Below are 22,213 nucleotides of genomic sequence, written 5' to 3'. Positions count from 1 at the left end.
GGTACCACTTGCTCCGCACAGGACAGGCGGACCAGCGAGGGGGACCTTACTCCCCCGCCTTGTTCTCCCGCCCCCGGAGGATCACCAGCACAGCCCCGCCGATGACGACCAGACCGATCGCCGCGCCCGTGATCACCGGGGTCAGCGCGGAGCCGCCCGTCGCCGCCAGGTCGGTGCCGCCAGGGGCCTCGCCCGGGAGCGTGACCGGGGTCGGTTCGCTCAAGGTTTGGGGCGAGGCGGCCGTCGCCGGGCCCTGGGTGGCGCAGTCGAGGAGGCCGGTGAAGCGTTGGGTGAAGCCGTTCGGGCCGGTGACGGTGAAGTCGTAGGACTGGTCCTCCTTCAGGGGGACCGTGATCGTTTCGACCTTGCCGGGGGCGACCGTGTGGGACGTGCCCATGAGGTCGAAGGTGAACGGCTCGTCGCCCTTGTCGGTGACCGTGACGTCCACCCCGCCCTTGGCGCAGTTCTTGCGGGCCGAGACCGCCGGTACGGCACCCTCGGCGGCCCAGGACGCGTCGACCGTCGCGGAGACCGTGGACTCGCTGGACCCGGCGAGGATCTGCGTCTGGCTGCGCGACTCGGAGGCGAAGGCGCGGCCCACCGGGACGGTGGTGGACGCCTGCACGGCCACCTGCACCGCGGCGTCCGGCGCGCCTTCGGGTATGTCGAAGTACAACTGGCTGCCGTCGTGCGCCGAGGTGATCACCTTGCCGGTGCGGTCGATGATCCGCATCCCCTCGGCCGCCGCGTCCGCCGGAGGCGAGACGATCACGCCGGCAGCGTCGGTGTGCACGGTCACCGGGCCCAGCAGGTCACCGGGGCGGCCGGAGACCGCGGGCGGGTCCAGCGTGAGCGAGGCCCGGGGTTCCGCCGCGGGGCGGGCGCTCTTCTCCAGGTAGTCCGCGAGCTTCTCCGCTTGCGGGTCCACCGCGTCGACCTTCGCCGCGTCCGAGTAGCGCCAGATGGCCACCTGGGTCCCGGCCGCCGCGTCCTGCTCGGTCAGCCCGGTCGCCCCGGCCTTGCGGGCGAGCGCGTCCAGGTCGTTCACCTGCGGGTAGGAGTTCTGGAGTATCCAGCGGATGCGCCCGGCGTTCGCGTTGGCGGCCAGCGAGGTGCCGCTCCAGGGGGTCTCCTGGTACTTGGCGTCGCGCTGCGTGGGGTTGTGCAGGTCGACGCAGTACGTCTGGAGGGTGCCGCCGCCGTCCACGGACATGTCGAACAGGCCGGCCGGTACCCGCAGGTCGGTGCCGCCGTCCTCGTGGATCACGGCCTCGCCGTACGTCTTGAGGCCGTTGATCGTGGCCGTCGCCCCGTTCTGCGTCTGCGGTCTGCCGTCGGCCAGGGCCGTACCGGCACCGGACAGCACACCCGCCGCCGCCAGCCCGCAGGCCAGGGTCAGCGCACCGGCCTTCACGGGCGCGGTGGACCGGGTGAACCCAGAGAACGCAGAAAGCACAGAATTCCCCTTCGAGCAGGACCCGTTGGACTTGGGGGGCGGTCCCACCAGCAGAAATCACCAACCCCTAGGGGGTGTTCGCCTGGGCATCCTATGGATCAACGAAGCCCGCACCCGGCGGTCGGATGGTCGTACGACTGATCCGAGCTGTAATCGTTATCGCGGCAGCGCGTCCCGAGCTGGGCTTATCGACAAATCCACCGTTTTAGATGGGGTGTTCGCGGCGCATTCGCCGATAAGCCACGTCTCGGTCATCCGGTGGATGACGTCATGTCACCAACACGGCCTCTGCATCCTGTTGAGCCTCCGGCTCCGAAGGCGGCGGTGTCTCCCACTGCGGCTCCGGACGCGTATCCGCCCGAGGTGGTGTCTCCGGTTTCGCCGAGCGCCGGAACGCCGCCGTCCCCCGCGTCAGATCGTGGCCGATCGTCACCGCGTCGATGTCGGCCGATGCCCACGCCTGCTGCTGCCCCTCCCGCATCTCGGTCCGCACCTTCAGCCGCCCCTGCACCATGAGCGGCTGCCCCACCTCCACCGACGCGGCCACGTTGACCGCGAGCTGGCGGTTGGCCCACACCGTGAAGAAGTTGGTGTGCCCGTCGGTCCAGACGTTCTTCTCCCGGTCCCAGTACCGCGCGGTCACCGCGAGCCGGAACCGGGCCGACGGGCCGTTCGGCAGTTCCCGGTACACCGGCCGCGTCGCCACATTGCCCACCACGCACACCACGGTCTCGTTCATCGTGATCCCCTCCCTCGCCCGGCGCACCCCGCCGGACAGCCGGTGCCGCGACGGGCCTGTCCCGTACGGCTTCCTGATGCCGTGCGGCGCGCACCGGTCTCACTCGTAGCGCGCCGCACGACCGCCGATCACGAAACCCGCCCGTCCCCCCGCCCCGCGATCCGGGTCGGGCAAGCGGTGCGATCGCCGTGGCACCAGACTGCGCCCACCCGGCCCCATCCCGCCGAGCGCTGTGGACAGCCCGCCATTTGTGGACAACTCCGTCACCCGATCAGGTGGCCACACTCTCCACAGGCCCCCACAGCCCACCCCACCCCAGTCCGCCCCAGGCAGCCCTACCGCCCGACCCCCACCCCCGCGATCCGCCCGTACTGCTCCCGAACCTCCCGGTACCGCAACAACTCCGCCGCCACCGGGTCCAGCACCCGAGCCCGCCCACAGCTCGCCGCCGCCTCCCGCAGCCGCCGCTCCGCCTCCTGCCCGTACCGCCGCGCAGGCCCCCGAGCCGCCAGCCGGCACCCCCACTCCACCAGCGGCCCGCCCACGATCCCGCACAGCATCAGCAGCACCGGCACGCCCAGATTCGGCGAGAGCACGCCCGCGATCTGCCCGACCAGCCACGCCCCGCCCACGATCTGCAGCAGCGTCATCGCCGCCTGGACCAGTACCGCCACCGGCCACCAGCCCGGCCGGGGCGGGCGTCCCGGCGGCAGCCCGGCCTGGTCCGCCAGCTCGTCCAGCGACTCCGACAGCCCCTGCGACCCCCGTACGGCCGCCTCGCGCACCGCCTGCGCCCAGGGCGTGGGCAGCTCGGCGGCGGCCTGCTCGGACACCGTACGAACGGCCTGCTCCACCCGCTGGCGCGCGGTCGCCTCCGCGTCCGCGTGCCGGCGCACCGGGAGGCTGCCGGTCTGCGGGCCGCCGCGGTCCTGGTACCAGCGCCACAGCCGCAGCCACGGCGTGCCGCACGCGCGGTTGGCGCTGCGCAGCCAGGCGCGTTCGGCGGCCTCCCCGGCGGCGGTGGCGCCGACCGCGTCCGCGAGCCGCCCGGAGAACTCCTCCCTCGCCTCCTCGCTGAGCCCGACGCCCTGCCCGGCCGCGTACACCGGCCGCAGATCGGCGGCGGCCGCGTCCACGTCGGCCGAGACCCGGCGGGCGGCCGCTCCCCGCTCGGCCACGATCTTGCCGAGCGTCTCGCGCAGGTCGCCCACGCCGTCCCCGGTGAGCGCGGAGAGGGCGAGGACGGTGGCGCCGGGTTCGTCGTACTCGCCGAGCGCGATGCCGTCCTCGTCCAGCAGGCGGCGCAGGTCGTCGAGGATCTGCTCGGTCGCCTCGGCGGGCAGCCGGTCGGTCTGGTTGAGGACGACGATCATCACCTCGGCGTGGCCCGCCATCGGCCGCAGATAGCGCTCGTGCAGCGCGGCGTCGGCGTACTTCTCCGGGTCGACCACCCAGATTACGGCGTCGACCAGCTTGAGGACCCGGTCGACGTGCTCGCGGTGCTGTACGGCGGCGGAGTCGTGGTCGGGCAGGTCGATCAGCACCAGCCCGCGCAACTGCGCCTCGGCCTCCGCGCTCTGCAGGGGGCGGCGGCGCAGCCGGCCGGGGATGCCGAGGCGGTCGATCAAGGTCGCGGCGCCGTCGCTCCAACTGCACGCGATGGGCGCGGCGGTCGTCGGACGGCGCACGCCGGTCTCCGAGATCGGCACCCCGGCGAGCGTGTTGAACAACTGCGACTTGCCGCTGCCGGTCGCGCCCGCGATGGCGACGACGGTGTGCTGCCCGGACAGCTTGCGCCGCGCGGTGGCCTCGTCCAGCACGCGCGCGGCCTCGGCGAGGGTCTGGTTGTCGAGACGCGCGCGGGACAGGCCGACGAGTTCGCGCAGCGCGTCGAGGCGGGAGCGCAGGGGGCCGTCGTAGGCCATCGGGGCCGGGGGGCCGCTCGTCGTCCCGCGCGCGGGGGCTTCCTGGGGCGCGTTGCCCTCGGTGACGCGGCGGGCGATGAGGCCGTCGTCCCAGGAAACCTCGTCATCGGGGCGCTGATCGCCCTCCACGCGCGCGTGGGGCTCCTCGTCGGCGGGGGCCGTGGCGTCGACGTGATCCATCTGGTCCTTCTGGGCGGCGGCGGTCACCGGGTCACCTCTCCTTCTGCAGTACGGACAGCGCGGCGATGAGCTCGGCCTGCGACTCGGCGTGGACGTCCAGGGCGTCGATGGGGGCGAGGCGGCGCTCGCGTTCGCCATGCAGGACCCGGTCGACGTGCTCGGTGAGCAGGCGCCCGGCGCGGTCGCGCAGCCGCAGCGCGCCGTGCGCCCCGATCCGCTCGGCCAGCCCCTCGCCCGCCGTACGCGCCCGTCGGCCCCCCAGTACGACAGCCGCGGCGAGCGCGGCGACCGTCTCGGCGTCGGGGGCGTTGCCGCGCTCCAGCTCGCGGACCTCGTCCTCGGCGTACTCCTCCAGCTCGCGCCGCCAGCGCCGTACGGCGAGGCCGATGCGGTGCTCGGCGCTCTCCGGGGAGTCGCGCTCGGCGAGTTCCGGGGCGCGGGCGGCGGGCTCGCGGCGCCAGGACTCGTCCACGCGCTCGTCGGCGGCGGTAACGGCACACAGCAGGAGCGCGCCGAGGCTCTCGGTGAGGGCGTCCAGGAGTTCGCCGGCGGTGCAGTCCAGCGGGAAGGCACGCCAGCGTTTGAGGGCGTCCCCGGCGAGAACGGTGCCGGACTGGAGCCTGCCGCGCACGCGCGCGTGCTCGCTGTCGTAGGCGCCGTCCACGGCGGAGGTGAGGCGGAGGGCGGCCGCGTACTGGGCGGCGGCGGCGCTCGCCAGCTCCGGCATGCGGGCGGCCAGCGAGTCGAGCAGGCCGTACGCCGTACGGGTGAGGGCGCTGCGGCGGGCGCCGGGGTCCTGGGCGTGGTGGTGCAGCCAGGTGCGCAGCGAGGCGACGGCGGAGGCGGGCAGCAGGCCGCCGCCCCAGGCCGACTCGGGCAGCTCGGGCACGGTGAACCGGGGCACCTCGCCGAGGCCGGCCTTGGTGAGCAGGGCGCCGTACTGGCGGGAGACCTCGGCGACGACCTGGTGCGGGACGCGGTCCAGGACGGTGATCAGGGTGGCGCGGTACTCCTTGGCGGTGCGCAGCAGGTGCCAGGGGACGGCGTCGGCGTACCGGGCGGCCGTCGTGACCATGATCCAGATGTCGGCGGCGCAGATGAGCTGGGCGGCGAGGACGCGGTTGTCGGCGATCAGCGAGTCGACGTCCGGCGCGTCGAGCAGGGCGAGTCCGCGCGGGAGGGTTTCGGCGGTCTCGACGCGGAGCACGCGCGCGTGGTCGTCGACGGGCGTGTCGCTGCCCTTGGCGTCCTTGGCGAGTTTTTCCTGGTGCGGCACCCAGCGGCGGGTGAGGTCGGGCAGTACGCGCATGCCGCTGAACCAGTGCTGGTCCTCCGGATGGCAGACGAGTACGGGGGTACGGGTGGTCGGCCGGAGCACGCCCGCCTCCGTGACCCGGCGTCCCACCAGGGAGTTCACCAGGGTCGACTTCCCGGTACCGGTCGAGCCGCCGACCACGGCCAGCAGGGGCGCTTCGGGCGAGCGCAGCCGGGGTACGAGGTAGTCGTCCAGTTGGGCGAGCAGTTCGTCCCGGTTGGCGCGCACGCGCGGGGCTCCCGCCAAGGGGAGCGGATAGCGTGCGGCGGCGACACGGTCGCGCAGGGCAGCGAGTGCGTCGAGTAGCTGAGGGCGTACGTCCAAGGTCACCACATGCGAAGAATGCCCAATTTTAGGGGAATTCTGAAGCATATGGACATGCCTGCGCGCCGAAGGGACAGACCGGACGGAAGGGACGACTGGGACGCGGGCCCCCTCCCGGCATAACGAGTGCACAACACCCGGCGCGTCTGGGCGCAAAAGCGATGCATGATTCGTACCCGCCTGCGATTATCTTGACCGCTTCACCGAACCTCCACATCGAGCCACGGAGGCGCGGCGACGGGGTCAAGGAACGGGGAGCTTTATCCTTGACCCGCACCAGGCCCCCGTAGCTCAGTGGATAGAGCAGGCGCCTTCTAAGCGCTTGGCCGCAGGTTCGAGTCCTGCCGGGGGCGCGCTGTCCGGCCCTCCCTCGGGAGGGCTTTTTGCTGGTCGGTGCCCGGTTTCAGCCAGCGTCCGTTTAGGGTGCGGCGCATGATCACCGACGATGTCCCCGCGTGTCCCGAGTGCGGGCAGCCCATGCAGGCCGGGGGCCTCGTGCTGGCCAAGCGGGTGGATGACGGGCAGCGGGTTTGTCGGGCCCTTTGGCGGTGTGGTGGTCGGCATACCTGGTGGGGGTGGGTCGATCGGCCGGAGGCGGGGCTGGAGGTCTGTCCTGTTCCGGGGCTCTTTCGGTGAGCGCACCCCCGGCCCGTTTACGCCGGGAGCCAGTTCGGCCACTGTGGCGGGATGTTGCTTGCCGGGCAGCGGCCCGAGTCGCCGGGGTAGTCGGCGAGGGTTCCTCGGGTGGCGAAGAACCACCACGCGAGGCCGATCGTCACGGTGGCCACCGAGAGGGTCGGGAGCCAGAGGCCGCCTGACAGGCGTCGGCCGAGGGACCAGGATGCGAGGCCCGCTGCCGCCCCGGCAACCACGATCACAGGGAGCAGGAAGTTGAGCTCGAAGCGGCCTCCGGCGTCGTAGCCCGCGTCGCAGTACGCCCGCGCCCAGACGGTCAGCGACCATGTTGCGCCACCCATGAGGGCGCCGAACAGCGCGGAGGCCGCCCAGGGCAGGCAGGAGTCGTTTTCGTTCATGACAGGGCAGGACAGCGGGCGTGGCGCATGCGGTTCCATCGCGAAACTCTGTGGCTCATACAGGCGCGCGTACCGTCAGCAAGGTCAAGGTCATCCACGAGTTCCGTTGAGCCGGCGCATGTCACAAAGCGGCGCGCTGGCCCGTCTCCCCACCGGAAGGAACCTCGACCGGTAGGGAAGTGGGACAGATGGACCTCGCTCTCTGGATCAGCGCCTGGATACTGGCCGTCGTGGCTCTCGTCGGAGGTGTCAGCAAGACCCTCGTGCCGAAGGAGAGGCTGGCCGCCGCGCATGGGGGAGGTTGGACCGAGGGGGTCGGCGCGCGGAGTGTGAAGGCGCTCGGGGTGCTTGAGCTGCTCGCCGCTGTCGGGCTCGTGCTGCCCGCCCTTCTCGACCGCGTGCCCGTCCTCGTTCCGGTGACCGCCGCCTGCTGGGTGCTGTTGATGATCGGGGCGATGGCCACCCATGGCCGGCGCCGCGAGTTCGGGTTCGTGGTGCTGAACCTGGCCTACCTCGCGCTCGCCGCCTTCATCGCCTGGGGGCGGTTCGGGCCGGAGTCCTTCAGCGACTGATCGGCCACCTCGCAGCACGGACACATCCCCCCGAATCCCCCCACCCCAGATTCACCCCCCGTAAAAGGGTGATCCCCCACCTTTCCCCCGTGACCCCCTCCCCCGCGGGCCGTTGTACGGGAAGTGCGGCGGTGATCTCTGCCGTTCCACTCCCCCGAGCGACATGAAGCGACATAAGGAGAACGTGATGTCTCGCATTGCGAAGGCAGCCGTCGTGGCTCTCGGCACCGGTGCCGTGATGGTCGGTGGCGCCGGTCTGGCGCTGGCCGACGCGACTGCCGGGGGCGCGGCCGTCGGCTCGCCCGGCGTGGCCTCCGGCAACGTGGTCCAGGTTCCGGTCCACATCCCGGTCAACCTCTGCGGCAACACCGTCAACGTGGTCGGCCTGCTGAACCCGGCCTTCGGCAACACCTGCGCCAACGTCAGCACGCCGGAGCCCGTGCAGGAAGCCCCCGAGGGCGACTACGGCTACGGCAACTGAGCCCCGCCCCCTCCGCGTAGAGCCCCGGCACCCTGAGCGCCGGGGCTCTACGCATGCCCCCAAAAAAAGCCCCCCAAAAAGCCCCCTCACGCGTACCGGTAGATCCCGCTCACATCCTCCAGCGAGTCCGGCGTGACATTCCACGGCGGCATCTTGTCCAGCCGCGCCACCACCCGCCCGCGCTGCTTGTCACCGGGGCCCGGCTGGGTCGCCGGCAGGTAGCGGTGGGTCTTGTGCGCCTGCTGCCAGCGGTACCACTGGTAGTCCAGGAAGGCGTGGTGCAGCCAGAACACCGGGTCGTTGACCGACGCGCCGCCGAGCATCACGCCCCCGACCCACCGGTGCACCCGGTTGTGGTTGTGCCAGGAGGCGCTGCCGCCGCCCGTACCCCATCCCTCCAGCTTGTTGCGGAAGCCCCGCGTGACGGTCGAGTCCCACGGGGAGACGTCGTACGCCGGGTCGTCCAGCGCCCACTGCAGCTCGCTCTTGGTGGGGAGTTGCAGAGGGGAGGCGGCGCGGCCGAGGTCGCGGGTGAGGTACTTGCCGTCGGTGATGCCCTCCTTGATGGTCCAGTGCCCGGCCGCGTACGCGAACGGTCCGGTGGTGACCTGACGGTCGCTCTTGCGGCCGTTGCCGCCGAGGAGGTCCGTGGTCCAGGGCACCGACGCCGTGCCGCGGTCGCGGGTCCAGTCCCAGTACGGCACGGTCACCGAGGAGTCCACCCGGCGCAGCGCCCGCTCCAGCTCCAGCAGGAAGCGCCGGTGCCAAGGCAGGAAGGAGGGGGCCATGTGGGCGGCGCGCAGGCCCTTCTCGCCGTCCGCCGTGTAGTAGTCGATGTGCGTCCGCACGAACGCGTCGTACTCGCCGCGCCGTTTGACCTCCAGCAGGGCGTTGACGAAGCGCCGCTTCTCGTTCGCGGTGAGCGCGGCGGCGTTCTTACGCACGTACGCCATGCGCGCCCCCCGTCCCGTGCTCCGCGTGCTCGCCGCCGACCGGGCCGGGGGCCATCTCGCGCAGCTTCTGGCCGGGACCGATCTCGTCCACGGCGGCACGGGCCGCCTCCAGCGGGGTGGCGTACGAGGTGTAGTGGTCGACCATGCTCATCCAGGTGCCGTCGGCGCGGCGCATCAGATGCAGCGGGCGTCCGTCGACCGTGATCTGCCACTCGCCCTCGTCCGCCCGGCGCGCGGCGGCCGGGACCAGGAAGCCCTGGATGCGGTGGCCGCGGTAGGTCTCGGCGAAGGCGTTGTCCTCCGCGCCCCCGGCCGGGGGCAGCGGACGGGACGCGGCGACCACCGGGGCCAGCCCCAGGGCGGCCACCGAGGCCAGCAGGCCGCGGGTCACCTCCCGCCGGGACGGTTTACCTCCTCTGACCTGCCGTTCCGCCCCCACGGCCACACCACCGGCACCGACGACCATCGCTCACTCCCTCGTCCGCAGTTCGGCTTGTCACAGCGGTAACCGCGCGGGGGCGCCCAGGGTCACCGCACAGCGGCCATCCGGGGGGCGACAGGGCGTCAGCGCAGGCTGCGCGCCGGGAGCATGACGTGGGCCGCGGTCATCAGCGTCTCGTCGGCACCGGCGAAGGCGGCCAGCGCGGCGGGGTCGACGGTCACGCCGGGGCGCCCCTCGGGCCAGGCGCGGGTGGTGAAGACGAGGTAGGCGTGTCCGCGCCGGGCGACGGCGTCCAGCCACTCCGGCGGGGCGTCGGCCTGGGCGACGAGCTGGGGCATCCGGACGACGGCCTGGCCGGCCTCGACCAGCAGGGTGACGGGGAGGCTCGGCCGGGTGGCGCCGTCGATGACGGTGCCGATGGTCAGGCCGTTCATCTCCAGGAGCTGGGTGACGGCGGCCGAGGTGGCGCGCGGTCCGCCCTCGGCGTCCCCGAGGGAGTACGCCAGCAGATACGGCATGTCGCCGCCGTCGGGGGCCTCGCCGCTCCAGGCCAGGACGACGAGGGTGCCGAGGCCGGCGGCGCGGAAGGCTTCGCTTGTGGTTGAGGTCACCGCGCGACCCTATCCACGGCCGGCGGGCCGACCGGGGGGCCGCTCACTCGTCCGGGGGACGGCCGGGAGGTGCTCCACACGATCGGGGGAAGCGGCCTCGAAACCGGGGGGCGCGCCTCGAACACGACGGGGGACGCGGCCCCGCACAAGAAAGGAGACGCGCCCCCGCACACGTAAGAAAGGGCCGGTCCGCGCGGCGCGGTCCGGCCCTCCCTCACGGTGGCTCAGCTCTGCAGCGGCAGCCCGCCGAGCATCGGGTTGTGCGTGTTCAGCGCGGTGGTGGCGCCCTTGACGGTGCTGAGGACGGAGTCCTTGTTCTCGGTGTTCAGCGCGTCCGACTGGTGCTGCAGCGGCATCACGTCACGCACCTTCAGGCCGCCCTTGGCGATCTGGTCCACGGCGCCGTTCAGGCTGCTGGGCGTCAGGTCGCCGGAGTAGGCGAACGCGGGCGCGGCGACGCCGGTGAGGGCGATGGAACCGGCCAGGACGGCTGCGGCCTTCAGGGACTTCATCATGTTCCTCTCCTCGGCAACTCGCGTCGCCCCAGGGATGTCCGACGCCATGCCCAACGAGTCACGGCCGGGGCGGAAACCCTGTGTGCACAAGACATATGAAATCCCGGTCACCCAGGGGGTGCTCACCTACGACAGCGGCCCGGCCGTCCGTGCGGACGACCGGGCCGGGGTGTGCGGCGGACGACCTCAGTCGTTGACGCAGGTGTTGCCGAAGGCCGGGTTCAGCAGGCCGATGACGTCGATGGTGTTGCCGCAGATGTTGACCGGCACGTGGACCGGGATCTGGACGACGTTGCCCGAGAGGACGCCCGGCGAGTTCGCGGCGACGGCCTGCGCGCCGGAGTCGGCAGCGGCGATACCGGCACCGCCGGCGACGGCCGCCACGGCGGCGGAGGTCAGGACCAGACCCTTCGCGATACGCGACATGGAGAGGTACTCCTTGAAAATCGAGACAAACATCCGGGCGGGCTGCCCGACGCAGTGTCAACGCGAGCCGCGACGAGGGGTTGTGCCGCCAAAGGGGTGATCTCCGCGAGAACCGCGGCCGCCCGCGCGGCCCGCTCGCGTCGTTGCGCCGCTCCGGCCGCCGCGCTCACTAGAGTCGCGGCCCTCTCCTCCGTACCAGGTCCGGACGCCGTGCGTGGCGGGCACCGGCTCACGCTTCAGGGAGGCAGCGTGCCGCGCCGTCGTACGCCGGGCGCACGGAAGTGGCCGGGCGCGGGTCCACCGGACGACGTACCGGAGCGCACGACCGGCGCGGCAGGGCGCGTACGGGTCCGGCGCCAGGCCGGCTACGCCAGGCCGTCCGGACGCGGGCCCGAGGGTGGCCGATCTCGGGCGCGTCACGCGGGCGCGGCGGTGACCCGCCGGGCCACCTGCTCGTTCCCCACCGGGACGCGGCGAGGGCCGGTGTGCTCTTCACCGCGAAGGACGCCCGGTAGCGAGGCGCGGTCCCGACCAGACCGGAACGCCCCTGTGAGCGAGGTATCCCGCCCATGCACCAGCCAGTTTCCGACGCCCGAGAACGGGTGCTGCATGTTGCGCAGCCCGTCGACGGCGGAGTCGCGCGGGTCGTGCTCGACCTGGCGCGGGCCCAGCTCGCGGCCGGCGTGCGCGTCGTGATCGCCTGCCCAGGCGGCCGACTGGCCACGGAGGCACAGGAGATAGGCGCCGAGGTGCGGCTCTGGCGGGCCACCCGGTCACCGGGTCCCGCGCTCCCCGGCGAGGTACGGCGGCTCGCCCGCCTCGTCGGGGAGGTACGGCCCGCACTGGTGCACGCGCACAGCGCCAAGGCCGGTCTGGCCGCCCGCCTCGCCCTGCGGGGCCGCGTCCCGACCGTCTTCCAGCCGCACGCCTGGTCCTTCGAGGCCGTCGGCGGTCTCACCGCCGCGCTCGCCCTGCGCTGGGAGCGGTTCGCCGCGCGCTGGGCCGAGCGGGTGGTGTGCGTCAGCGAGGCGGAGCGCGAGACCGGCGTACGCGCCGGAGTGCGCGCCTCGTACGCCGTGGTGCCCAACGGCATCGACCTGGAGCGGTACTCCCCCGCGCCCGCTCCGGCGGCCCGCGCGGAGCTGCCGGGGCTCGGGGCCGGACCGCTGGTGGTGTGCGTGGGACGGCTGTGCCCGCAGAAGGGCCAGGACGTGCTGCTGGCCGCGTGGGAGCGGGTGCTGACCGTGCTGCCGGAGGCCCGGCTGGTGCTGGTCGGCGACGGACCCGACCGGGAGACGCTGAGCGAACTGGCGGGCCCCCGCGTGCAGTTCGCGGGTGAGGTCAGCAACGTACTGCCCTGGTACCGGGCCGCCGATCTGGTGGTGCTGCCCTCGCGCTGGGAGGGCATGGCGCTGGCCCCGCTGGAGGCGCTGGCCTGCGCCCGGCCCGTGGTGCTCAGTGACGTGGACGGCGCCCGCGAGAGCCTGCCGCCCGCGCTCGCCGGACGCTGCCTGGTGCCGCCGGAGGACCCGGACGCGCTGGCCGCCGCCGTGACCGGGCTGCTGTGCGACGCGCCGCTGCGCGCGGACCTCGGCGCCCAGGGCCGTCGGCACGTCCTGACCACGCACGACGTACGGCTGACCGCCGAGCGGATCGCGGACCTCTACCGCGACCTGCTCGGCACCCTGCCGTCCGTGTCCACCGAGCGCAGGGAGCCGATCCACCCGTGACCGCGGAAAGCATCGTCCCCTCGCCCAGCGCCTCCGGCATGGACTCCGGGTACGCCGTACGGCCCGCGCAGGGCTTCCGGTTCCCGGCCCGGCGCCCGCACTCCCCCATCGTCTCCCCGCTGCCCCTGCTCACCGCCGACCTCGCCGCCGCCGTGGCGGGCGCGGTCGTGCTGGACGCGGCCGTGCGCGGGCCGCTCGTCGTGGCCGCGCTGGTCGCCGGCGCCCTGCTGCTGCGGCCGCGCCCGGCGCGCGCGGTGACCGGTGTGCTCGACGAACTCCCCTCCCTCTGCGGCCGGATCGCGGTGGTCTGGCTGGCGCTCGGCGCGCTGACCGCCGCCCTGGAACCCGGCCGCGCCCTCACCCTTCCCGCGCTGGCCGTCGGCTGGTCCGCGCACGCGGTGGTCGCCTGCGTCGGCCGGGCGGCCGTGCACCGGCGGCGCCGGGTGCTGCGGCTGCGGCAGCCGGGCACCGCGCTGGTGATCGGCCCGGCCGCGACCGCCCAGCGGGTCGCCGCCGCGCTGCTGCGCCAGCCGGACTGCGGGGTACGCCCCGTCGGCGTGGTCACCGACCATCCGGACGGCAGCGCCGGGCTCCCCGTGCTGACCTGCGGCGAGCAGGTCGAGCGGGCGCTCATCCAGAACGGCGTCGGCACCGTCCTCACCGTCGACCCCGCCGTACGCACCGAGAAGGGCCCGCTGCTGCGGGCGCTCGCCGAGTCGGGCTGCGCGGTGTGGGAGGTCGACGCGGACTGCCCGGCGTACGAGATGCGGGAGCAGCTCGCCGGGTTCTCCGTGCGGCGGCTCGACCTCGGCGCCCGGCGGCGCGGCAGTGTCGGCAAGCGGCTGCTGGACCTGGTGGTGTCGGGCACCCTGCTGGTGCTCGCCGCGCCGCTGCTGCTGGCCTGCGCGCTGGTGCTGCGGCTCAGCCAGGGTCCGGGCGTGGTGTTCCGGCAGGAGCGCATCGGCAAGGATGGGCGCCCCTTCACCCTGCTGAAGTTCCGCACGTACCGCCCGGTGGACGAGCGGGAGTCGGCGACCCGGTGGAGCGTGGCGGACGAGCGGCGGATGAACCCGTTCTGCCGGTTCCTGCGCCGGACCTCGCTGGACGAGCTGCTCCAGCTCTGGAACGTCTTCCGGGGCGACATGAGCCTGGTCGGCCCGCGCCCCGAACGCCCGTACTTCGTCACGCAGTTCAGCCAGTGCTACCCCGGTTACGCGGCCCGGCACCGGATGCGGGCCGGCATCACCGGGCTCGCTCAGGTCAGCGGGCTGCGCGGGGACACCTCGATCGAGGACCGGGCGCGCTACGACAACGCCTACATCGACAACTGGTCGCTGTGGCAGGACGTCTGCATCCTGCTGCGCACCGCGGCCGCCGTCGTGCGGTCCACCGGGAGCTGACGGATGAGCCTCGCGCTGCCGCTCGGCCGCCCCCGGCACTGGTCCCCGGTACTGCCGGTGCTCGCCGTGCTCGTCCTGCTCGCGCTGCCCCTCGCCTCCAGTGAGGGGGGCGGCGCGGGCCCGGCCGACGCGGCGTCCGCGCTGGTCGTCGGCGCCTGCCTGGTGCGGCTGCTGCGGGAGCGGGCCCGCCCGCTGTCCGCCCGGTCCGCGCTGGTGCTGGGACTGCCGGTGGCCGGGGCGGCGCTCGCCGCGATGGGCGCCGCCTCCCCGGGCGCCGGTCTCGCCGGACTCGGCCGCTACCTCCAGGTCTTCGTCCTGGTCCCGGCCGCCGTGCTCCTCCTGATCCGCGACCGTCGCGACTTCCGCCTACTGGCCTGGGCGCTGGTGGGGCTCGCACTCTGGCAGGGCGCGGTCGGCGTGAAGCAGTACGTCACCGGGACCGGTGCCTCGTACCAGGGCCGGATGATCCGCGCGGTCGGCACCTTCGGGCCGTACGACGTGATGGGGATGGCCACCGTGGTGGCGTTCGGGCTGCTGTGCGCGGTGGGGCTGGCGCTGGGCAGGGCGCCGGTGCGGGAGCGGGCGGTCGCGGCCGGGTGCGCGCTGGCGCTGCTGGTGCCGCTGGCGCTCTCCTTCAGCCGGGGCGCGTGGATCGCCACCGCCGTCACCCTCACCGCGCAACTGCTGCTGGCCGGGGTCCGCCGGGCGCTGAAGGTGGGCGCCGTGGTGGTCGCGGCCGGGGTGGTGCTGGTGGGCGGTCTCGGGGTGGGCACGGCGATGCTCCAGGAGCGGATCGACAGCATCACCAAGGTCGCCGACGCCCCCGACCAGTCGGTCACGGACCGGTACACCATGTGGGCGGCGGCCACCGGCATGTGGCGCGAACACCCGCTGACCGGCGTGGGGTTGAAGGGCTTCCCGGAGTACCGGGACGGCCATGCCTCGCTCGCGCTGTCCTCGGGCAGCGACACCGAGGGCGCGGGCGTCGGCTTCCGGCGGCAGCCGCTGCTCTCCCCGCACAACATGTACCTGCTGGTCCTCGCCGAACAGGGACTGATCGGGCTGCTGTGCCTGGCGGGCGGCTGGCTGGCGATGCTGCTGCTCGGCCTGCGCGGCCTGCGGACCGCCCACCGTACGGGCCGGGGCCTGGACTGCGCGCTGATCGGCTGCGGCCTGCTGCTGTGGCAGCTCGTGGACTTCGTGTACGCCGACATCGGCGGCCCCTCCACCGTGCTGACGGCGGTGTGCCTGGGGCTGGTGGCGTGGTGGGCCCTGGTGGGCGCGGAGCCGGAGGGCGCGCGATGACGCTTACGCCCGCTCCGGGACCGGAGACGACGACCCGGCAGACCCCGCCGGCCGAGCCCGAACACGCCCCGGTGACAAGGCGGTTCCTCGCCCGCGCCGCCCTGCTCACCGCCTCCCTGTCCGCCGCCGGTGCCCTGCTCGGGCTGGTCCGGGACCAGTCGCTGGCCCGGCTGTTCGGGGCCGGGCGGGACACGGACGCCTTCCTGGTCGCCTGGACGGTGCCCGAGTTCGCGGCCACCCTGCTGATCGAGGACGGGCTGGCGTTCGCGCTGATCCCGGCGTTCAGCATGGCGCTGGCCCGCCGCGCCCAGGGTGCGCCGGGAGATCCCGTACGGGCCCTGGTCCGGGGGACGCTGCCCAAGCTGACGCTGGCCTTCACCGTGGTGGGGGCGGTGCTCGCGCTCGGCGCTCCGCAGCTCGTGCAGGTGCTCGCGCCCGGCCTGCCCGACCCGGCGCTGGCCGTGGACTGCACCCGGCTCACCGCGACCTGTGTGCTCACCTTCGGGCTCGCCGGGTACTTCAGCGCGGCCCTGCGCGCCCACCGCCGCTTCCTGGCCCCGGCCGCGATCTACGTCGCGTACAACACGGGCATCGTCACGGCGATGTTCGCGCTGGGCGGGGTGTGGGGGGTGCGGTCGGCGGCGTTCGGGGTCGCGGCGGGCGGGGTGCTGATGGTCCTCACCCAACTCCCCTTCCTGGTCGGCCGGTTACGCAGCCGCCGGACGACGGAGGTGACGCCGGAACTTCCCTCGGCCAAGCCGCACTCGGTGAACCTGCCGCTGATGGCGACCGTGCTGCTGTTCGCGCTGTGCCGGCAGTCCCAGGTGCTGATCGAACGGTTCCTCGCCTCCAGCCTGCCCTCCGGGGCCATCTCGCACCTGAACTACGCCCAGAAGATCGCGCAGATCCCCATGACGATGTCGATGATGCTGTGCACGATCACCTTCCCGGTGGTCGCGCGGGCCCTCGCCGAGGGCGACACCGAGCGCGCCCGCGTCCGGGTGGAGCGGGACCTCGCGGTCGCGTCCGGACTGGTGCTGCTCGGCACGGCGGCGGTCGTGGCCTGCGCCCCGCAGATCGTCCAACTCCTCTTCCAGCGCGGCGCGTTCACCGCCCAGGACACGGCGGCCACGGCGGGCGTGATGCGCGTGTACGCCGTCGGCCTGCTCGGCCAGACCCTCACCGGTGTCCTGGTCCGTTCCTACTTCTCGGCGGGCCGCCCCACCTGGTACCCGCTCGGCGCCATGTCCGCCGGTGTCTTCGCCACCTGCGCCATCGGCGCGGCCACCGTCGGCACCTGGGGCGTGACCGGCATCGCCGCCGCCAACGCCACCGGCATCACCCTCACCGCCGCCCTGCTGCTCGCCGGGATGCGCGGCCCCGGGCACGGCAGGCGGCGCGGGGTTCCCATCCGCACCCGGCACATGCTGCGCGAGCTGAGCCGCCCGGCCGGGGCCGCGCTCGGGGCCGCCCTCGCCGGGGCCTGGGCCGCGACCCTGCCCGTGGGGGCGCTCGCGGGGCTCGCCGCCGGGGGCCTCACCGTCGTCACCGTCTTCGTCCTGCTCGGCTGGGCCCTGGGCGCCCAGGGCTTCGCACCCGCCCTCCGTTCCGTACGCACCCACACCCGAAGGCTCGCTCATGCCGTCTTCCGTTGAGTCCGCGCCCGTCCTCCGCACCGGCTCCCCCCGGCCGGGCGGAGGCGGTCCCGTCCCGTGGATCGCCATGTACCACTCCGTCGGCGACTGCTCCGACGACCCGTACCGCGTCACCGTCACCCCGGCCCGGCTGGAGCGCCAACTGCGCTGGCTGCGCGGGCGGGGGCTGCGGGGCGTGTCGGTGGGCGAGCTGCTGGAGGCCCGCGCGCGGGGGGCCGGGCGCGGTCTGGTCGGGCTCACCTTCGACGACGGGTACGCCGACTTCGTCACCGACGCGCTGGCGCTGCTGGCCCGCTGGGAGTGCACGGCCACCCTGTTCGTGCTGCCCGGCCGGCTCGGCGGCGAGAACACCTGGGACCCGCTCGGCCCCCGCAAACCCCTGCTGACCGCCGACGCCGTCCGCGAGGCCCACCGCGCCGGGGTGGAGATCGGCTCCCACGGCCTGACCCACGTCGACCTCACCCACGCCGACGACACCGCCCTGCACGCCGAAGTCAGCGACAGCCGGGCCCGGTTGACCGAGCTGACCGGCGCCCCGGTCCAGGGCTTCTGCTACCCGTACGGCACGCTCGACGGGCGCGTGGTCGAGGCCGTACGCGCGGCCGGTTACGGCTACGCCTGCGCCATCGACCCCGGCGAACTGAGCGGCCCGCACGCGCTGCCCCGCGTACATGTCGGGCAGAACGACAACGCCCTGCGGCTGTTTCTGAAGTACCGGCTGCACCGGCTGCGCCGCCGGCCCGTGGCGGGGCTGTGATGCGGGCGCTGCACATCATCACCGGCCTCGGGGTCGGCGGCGCCGAGCAGCAACTACGGCTGTTGCTGCGCCACTTGCCCGTCGAGTGCGACGTGGTCACGCTGACCAACCCCGGCCCGGTGGCCGCCGGGCTGCGGGCCGACGGGGTACGGGTGGCCGACCTCGCCATGGCCGGCAACCGCGACCTGGCCGCCTTGCCCCGGCTGACCCGGCTGATCCGGCGCGGCCGCTACGACCTGGTCCACACCCACCTCTACCGGGCCTGTCTCTACGGCCGCCTCGCGGCACGGCTCGCCGGAGTCCGCGCGGTGGTCGCCACCGAACACTCCCTGGGCGACTCCCAGATGGAGGGCCGCCCGCTCAACTCCGGTGTGCGCGCGCTGTATCTGGCCGGGGAACGCCTGGGCCGCTCGACGGTCGCCGTCTCCCCCACGGTGGCCACTCGCCTGGCCCGCTGGGGCGTACCGGAGCCGCGCATCGCGGTCGTCCCCAACGGCATCGACCTGGAGCCCTTCCGCTTCGACCCAGCGCGGCGGACGCGCGTGCGGGCGCAACTGGGCATCCCGGAGGGCGCGTTCGTGATCGGCGGCATCGGACGACTGGCTCCCGGCAAGCGGTTCGACATCCTGATCGAGGCGCTCTCCCAACTACCGCCTCATTGCCACCTGTTGCTGGTGGGAGGCGGCGCAGAAGAAAGCGCTCTCCGGCGCGCAGCCGCCACCGCCGGAGTTGCGGAGCGGGTGCTGTTCACCGGCGAGGTCCCCGGGCTCCCCGACGGCTCATCAGGCCCCCACCTGCCCGCGCTGACCTCCGCCATGGACGTACTCGCCGCCCCCTCCCCGGAGGAGGCGTTCGGCCTGGCCGTCGTGGAGGCGCTCGCGGCCGGACTCCCGGTGCGCTACGCCTCCTGCCCCGCCGTCGAGGACCTCCCGCCCGAGGCCGCCCCCGACGCCGTGCGCGTACGCGGCGGCGCCGAGGCGTACGCCGCCGCGCTCGCCGGGGTCCGCGCCGCCGGGCCCGGCCCGCGTGCCGTCCCGGAGGCGGCCCGCCACTACTGCATCACCCGCAGCGCCGCCCGGCTGATGGACGTCTACACCTCGGCGCTCACCCGTACGGTCCCCTCGCCCCGACACCCTTAACGGAGGCAGCCCCTCATGACCGAGAATCCCACCCGGCGCCGTCGCACCGGCCGCCTGCCGGGCTCCCGTTCCCTGCCGCCCTGGTCGCTGGTGGCCGCCGGGGTCGTCGCGGGCGGGCTGATCGGCGGCGGGTACGGCCTGCTCAAGGCCCCCGCGTACACCGCGACCAGCTATGTCATCGCCGTCCCCGCCGAGCACTCGGACACCTCCACCGCGCTCGGCTTCGCCCAGGCGTACGGCAGGGTCGCCACCCAGCCCGCCGTACTCGCCGAGGCGCAGCAGCGGGCCGGGGTGCCGGTGAGCACCCTGGCCAAGAGCGTGCGCACGGCCACCTCGCCGGACGCCCCGATGGTCGCCGTCTCCGCCACCTCCGCCCGGCCCGCCCAGGCCGCCGCCATGGCCAACGCGGTCGCCGCCGCGCTCTCCAAGCAGGCTGACGCGAGCAAGAAGGCCACCCACGTCGAGCTGCTCCAGTTCTCCCGCGCGGTGCGGCCGACCGAGCCGTCGTCGGCGTCGGCCGGGGTGACCACGCTGGTCGGCGCGGGCGCGGGCGGGCTGCTCGGCGGGCTCGCGCTGCTGGTCCGGCCGGGGCGCCGGGAGGAGCCCGAGGCCGCGCTCGCGGCCCCGCTGCCCGGCCCGGCCTTCGCCGCCGACGTCCACAGCCGGCTGTGACGGCGACGTACGCGGCGCGCCCCGCCTCCTTCGCGCGTCCCCCGCTCACCACCCAACTCCTCACCGACGACCTGGCGTTCGCCGCCCTCGCCCCGGCCTGGGGCCGGCTGCACCGGCGCTGCGCCACCGCGACCCCGTTCCAGAGCCACGCCTGGCTGCACTCCTGGTGGCAGTCGTACGGCAGGCCCGGCCGGCTCCGCGTCCTGCTGGTCCGCTCGGGCCGCGACCTGCTCGCCGCCGCCCCCCTGACCCTCGTCCGGCACCCCTTCCCCGCCCTGGTCCCGCTGGGCGGCACGGTCTCCGACTACGGTGACGTGCTGCTCGACGACGCCGACGACGGCCGCGCCCTCACCGCCCTGACCGACGCCCTGTGGACGGCCGCCCGCACCGCCCTGATCGACCTGCGCGAGGTACGCGCCGGGGGCGCGGCGGAGCGCGTCTACGACCGCTGGCCCGGACCGCGCCGACGGGTGCCGGACTCCCTGTGCCTGGAGCTGCCCCCGGTGCCGATGGACGAGCTGCTCACCCGGCTGCCGTCCAACAAGGCCCAGCGGGTGCGGGCCAAGCTGCGCAAGCTGGCCGCGCTCGGGGTGGCCCGGCGCACGGCCGGTCCCGGTGAGGCGGAGGCGGCGGTGGCGCGGCTGCTGGAGCTGCACCGGCTGCAGTGGCAGGGCCGGAAGGTGACGCCCGAGCATCTGCGGCCCCGCTTCCAGGAGCACCTAGTGCGCGCGGTGGAGCCGATGGTGCGCTCGGGTGACGCGGTCGTCACCGAGTTCCGCATCGGCGAGGAGGTCGTCGCCGTCGACCTCACCCTGCTCTCCCCGAGCCTCGCGGGCGGCTACCTCTACGGCGCCCATCCCTCGCTGCGCGAACGCAAGGCCGACGTCGCCGTCATACTGCTGGACGCCTGCGCCGCGCACACCGCGGCGGGGTCCCACGGCACGCTGAGCCTGATGCGCGGCGACGAGCCGTACAAGCACCACTGGCGTCCCGACCCGGCGCCCAGCGGGCGGCTGCTGCTGGCCCGGCGCCGTACCGCGCCGCTGCTGTCAGCCGCGCTGTCCGACGCGGCGGCCCGCCGCCACGGCAAGGCGGCACTCGCCCGCCTCGGCGAGCGCCGGCCCGGTTAGCGGACGCCCGGCAGGCGGTCGAAGCGGAGGCAGACCCGGCCCCCGAGCCAGAACTCCACCCAGTTCCCCATCGTCATCTCCGAGCAGTCGGCGGGAGTTTTCGTGCCGGACGAGGGGGTGGGGGTCGGGGTGGGCTCGGGGGACGTCGGGGTCGGCGTGGGGGTGGGGGTCGGCGTCGGCGTGACCGTAGGGGTCGGCGTCGGGGTCGGTGGAGGCGTCGTCAGCCCCGTGCGCCCGTACAGCGTCGTCCGGTACACCTTCGCCGCGTTCGGGTTGGCCGGGCACTGCCAGACGCCGTGCGGGCAGTAGTCGGTGAGGGTGTTGTAGAGCGGCCGGTGTTCGTCCATCCAGGCGAGCATCCGCCGCATGTACTCGGGGTTGTCGCCGTTGCGGAACAGGCCCCACTCCGGGTACGAGATGGGCTTGCCGTGCGCCTTGGCGAAGTCGACGTGCGCCTGGAGGCCGTAGGGCTCGGAGATCTGCTCGTCGAACGGCATCCCGGTGGGCTGGTCGTAGGAGTCCATGCCGATGATGTCGACGGTGTCGTCACCGGGGTAGCACTCGGTCCACGGCACGGCGTCCCGGCCCCGGCTGGGCGTGAAGTCGAAGCGGAATTTCTGCCCCGGAACCGCGCGCATGGTGGCGACGATGCGGTTCCAGTACGCCTTCCACGCCTCGGGGTCGGGCCCGCAGCGGTGGGTGTAGGTGATGCCGTTCATCTCCCAGCCGAGCACCAGCACCGTGTCCGGCACGCCGAGTTTGACCAGCTTCTCGGCGAGCGTGCGGAAGTGCCGGTCGAACTGTCCGGCGGCGGCCTGCTTCAGCAGCAGGCGTACCTCGGCGTCGGAGAGGTGCTCCTCGTTGCGCTCCTGCATCGGCACGTTGAGGACGAGGGTGCGGTCGGCCTTGTCGCGCCGCCAGTTCGCCCACGGTTCCAGGAAGCCGGGCGGGCCCTCGATGTCCCGCCACAGTCCGCCGGGCAGATAGGTGTGCCCGACCTTCAGCTCGGCGCCGCCCAGCCAGTTGCTGAGGGCGGGAATCCGGGCGATCCCGAGGGGGCCGGAGTCGAGGAACGCCCCGAAGTCGGGGCCCCGGTTGACGGGCGGAGGCGCCGGGGTCGCGGTGGGCGCGGGGGTCGGTCCGGGTGCCGTCCGGTGCGGTCCGGCCGCGACCCCGGGTCCTGCCAGGGCGACCGATACGGTGATCGCCGCGGCGAAGAGGGACAGCCGTCCCCGCCGGGTCCTGCGCCACTGTGGAGCCATCCCGGCCCCTCCCTCCACCCGGCCCTGCCCTCGCGCCTCGAACAGCGCCTGTACTGACACCCAGTCACACGCGCCGGGTGCTCGCCAGCGCGGTTACGGCTTGCGGGTGGCCGCGGCCCCCGCCCGGGTGAACGGCGAAGGCCCCGCCGGGGTTATCCGCGCGGGGCCGCCCGGCTGGCCGCTCCCGGCC

21 protein-coding genes and 1 tRNA gene are annotated in these 22,213 nt (G+C 74.0%); 11 read left to right on the top strand and 11 right to left on the bottom strand.

The window, feature by feature from the left end:
• Positions 1-46: 46 nt before the first annotated feature.
• The 4 genes from E5083_RS29070 to E5083_RS29055 form a co-directional block, all read right to left on the bottom strand.
• Positions 47-1,456, bottom strand: coding sequence for a Cys-Gln thioester bond-forming surface protein (locus E5083_RS29070; protein WP_425276762.1), 1,410 nt, complete (start codon positions 1,454-1,456; stop codon positions 47-49).
• A 268-nt stretch (positions 1,457-1,724) separates the two neighbouring features.
• Positions 1,725-2,195 (bottom strand): single-stranded DNA-binding protein, encoded by a 471-nt coding sequence (locus E5083_RS29065; protein ID WP_135788655.1) that lies wholly within the window; start codon positions 2,193-2,195, stop codon positions 1,725-1,727.
• Positions 2,196-2,530: 335 nt separating this feature from the next.
• Positions 2,531-4,300, bottom strand: coding sequence for a YfjP family GTPase (locus E5083_RS29060; protein WP_135788680.1), 1,770 nt, complete (start codon positions 4,298-4,300; stop codon positions 2,531-2,533).
• Between the two features lie 31 nt (positions 4,301-4,331).
• Complete coding sequence (locus E5083_RS29055; protein WP_135788654.1) at positions 4,332-5,948, bottom strand: dynamin family protein; 1,617 nt, start codon at positions 5,946-5,948, stop codon at positions 4,332-4,334.
• Positions 5,949-6,219: 271 nt separating this feature from the next.
• Between E5083_RS29055 and E5083_RS29050 the strand changes: the two genes are divergently transcribed.
• A tRNA-Arg gene (locus E5083_RS29050) sits at positions 6,220-6,292 on the top strand.
• 300 nt (positions 6,293-6,592) lie between these two features.
• Here the strand turns inward: E5083_RS29050 and E5083_RS29040 are convergent.
• On the bottom strand, positions 6,593-6,973 hold the full coding sequence (locus tag E5083_RS29040; protein WP_135788652.1) for a hypothetical protein: 381 nt from the start codon (positions 6,971-6,973) through the stop codon (positions 6,593-6,595).
• Between the two features lie 188 nt (positions 6,974-7,161).
• Here E5083_RS29040 and E5083_RS29035 point away from each other — a divergent pair, with 188 nt between their 5' ends.
• Both E5083_RS29035 and E5083_RS29030 read left to right on the top strand, forming a co-directional pair.
• Positions 7,162-7,545, top strand: a complete 384-nt coding sequence (locus tag E5083_RS29035) for a DoxX family protein (RefSeq protein WP_135788651.1) — start codon at positions 7,162-7,164, stop codon at positions 7,543-7,545.
• A gap of 187 nt (positions 7,546-7,732) precedes the next feature.
• Positions 7,733-8,026, top strand: coding sequence for a chaplin (locus E5083_RS29030; RefSeq protein WP_135788650.1), 294 nt, complete (start codon positions 7,733-7,735; stop codon positions 8,024-8,026).
• 86 nt (positions 8,027-8,112) lie between these two features.
• Here E5083_RS29030 and E5083_RS29025 read toward each other — a convergent pair whose 3' ends face one another.
• From E5083_RS29025 to E5083_RS29005, 5 genes are all read right to left on the bottom strand, one after another.
• Positions 8,113-8,979 carry a tyrosinase family protein gene (locus tag E5083_RS29025; RefSeq protein ID WP_135788649.1) on the bottom strand — a complete coding sequence of 289 codons (867 nt, stop codon included), beginning with the start codon at positions 8,977-8,979 and terminating at the stop codon, positions 8,113-8,115.
• Positions 8,963-9,445, bottom strand: a complete 483-nt coding sequence (locus tag E5083_RS29020) for a tyrosinase family oxidase copper chaperone (protein ID WP_135788648.1) — start codon at positions 9,443-9,445, stop codon at positions 8,963-8,965. Before E5083_RS29020 ends, E5083_RS29025 begins: the two co-directional genes overlap by 17 nt.
• 98 nt (positions 9,446-9,543) lie before the next feature.
• Positions 9,544-10,032: a DUF5949 family protein gene (locus tag E5083_RS29015; RefSeq protein ID WP_135788647.1), complete on the bottom strand. Its 489-nt coding sequence runs from the start codon at positions 10,030-10,032 to the stop codon at positions 9,544-9,546.
• 224 nt (positions 10,033-10,256) lie between these two features.
• Positions 10,257-10,544 (bottom strand): hypothetical protein, encoded by a 288-nt coding sequence (locus E5083_RS29010; protein WP_031182364.1) that lies wholly within the window; start codon positions 10,542-10,544, stop codon positions 10,257-10,259.
• A gap of 189 nt (positions 10,545-10,733) precedes the next feature.
• The gene (locus tag E5083_RS29005; protein WP_086696320.1) at positions 10,734-10,973 is read right to left on the bottom strand and encodes a chaplin; all 240 of its coding nucleotides are present in this window, start codon (positions 10,971-10,973) and stop codon (positions 10,734-10,736) included.
• A 569-nt stretch (positions 10,974-11,542) separates the two neighbouring features.
• Here E5083_RS29005 and E5083_RS29000 point away from each other — a divergent pair.
• Genes E5083_RS29000 through E5083_RS28965 form a run of 8 tightly spaced genes read left to right on the top strand, consistent with a single transcriptional unit; the run spans position 11,543 to position 20,761 of the window.
• Positions 11,543-12,703, top strand: a complete 1,161-nt coding sequence (locus tag E5083_RS29000; RefSeq protein WP_135788646.1) for a glycosyltransferase — start codon at positions 11,543-11,545, stop codon at positions 12,701-12,703.
• On the top strand, positions 12,700-14,103 hold the full coding sequence (locus tag E5083_RS28995) for an exopolysaccharide biosynthesis polyprenyl glycosylphosphotransferase (protein WP_425276761.1): 1,404 nt from the start codon (positions 12,700-12,702) through the stop codon (positions 14,101-14,103). Before E5083_RS29000 ends, E5083_RS28995 begins: the two co-directional genes overlap by 4 nt.
• A gap of 3 nt (positions 14,104-14,106) precedes the next feature.
• On the top strand, positions 14,107-15,408 hold the full coding sequence (locus E5083_RS28990) for an O-antigen ligase family protein (RefSeq protein WP_135788645.1): 1,302 nt from the start codon (positions 14,107-14,109) through the stop codon (positions 15,406-15,408).
• Positions 15,405-17,063 (top strand): murein biosynthesis integral membrane protein MurJ, encoded by a 1,659-nt coding sequence (murJ, locus tag E5083_RS28985; RefSeq protein ID WP_135788644.1) that lies wholly within the window; start codon positions 15,405-15,407, stop codon positions 17,061-17,063. The genes E5083_RS28990 and murJ overlap by 4 nt, the downstream gene beginning before the upstream one ends.
• A complete protein-coding gene (locus E5083_RS28980) occupies positions 17,047-17,820 on the top strand; it encodes a polysaccharide deacetylase family protein (RefSeq protein WP_208754185.1) in 774 nt (257 codons plus the stop codon). The genes murJ and E5083_RS28980 overlap by 17 nt, the downstream gene beginning before the upstream one ends.
• Positions 17,820-18,959: a glycosyltransferase gene (locus tag E5083_RS28975; RefSeq protein ID WP_135788643.1), complete on the top strand. Its 1,140-nt coding sequence runs from the start codon at positions 17,820-17,822 to the stop codon at positions 18,957-18,959. Before E5083_RS28980 ends, E5083_RS28975 begins: the two co-directional genes overlap by 1 nt.
• Before the next feature lie 15 nt (positions 18,960-18,974).
• The gene (locus tag E5083_RS28970) at positions 18,975-19,631 is read left to right on the top strand and encodes a YveK family protein (protein ID WP_135788642.1); all 657 of its coding nucleotides are present in this window, start codon (positions 18,975-18,977) and stop codon (positions 19,629-19,631) included.
• Positions 19,628-20,761, top strand: coding sequence for a GNAT family N-acetyltransferase (locus tag E5083_RS28965; protein WP_135788641.1), 1,134 nt, complete (start codon positions 19,628-19,630; stop codon positions 20,759-20,761). Before E5083_RS28970 ends, E5083_RS28965 begins: the two co-directional genes overlap by 4 nt.
• Here the strand turns inward: E5083_RS28965 and E5083_RS28960 are convergent.
• Entirely contained in the window at positions 20,758-22,023 is a 1,266-nt protein-coding gene (locus E5083_RS28960) for a glycoside hydrolase family 26 protein (protein ID WP_135788640.1), read from the bottom strand. The two genes, E5083_RS28965 and E5083_RS28960, sit on opposite strands and share 4 nt — an antisense overlap.
• Positions 22,024-22,213: the final 190 nt, after the last annotated feature.

Origin of the sequence: Streptomyces bauhiniae, assembly GCF_004784475.1 — a bacterium.
GTDB classification, from domain to species: Bacteria; Actinomycetota; Actinomycetes; order Streptomycetales; family Streptomycetaceae; genus Streptomyces; species Streptomyces seoulensis.
Note: the sequence above shows the minus strand (reverse complement) of the source record. Positions and strands in the feature narration are given on the sequence as shown.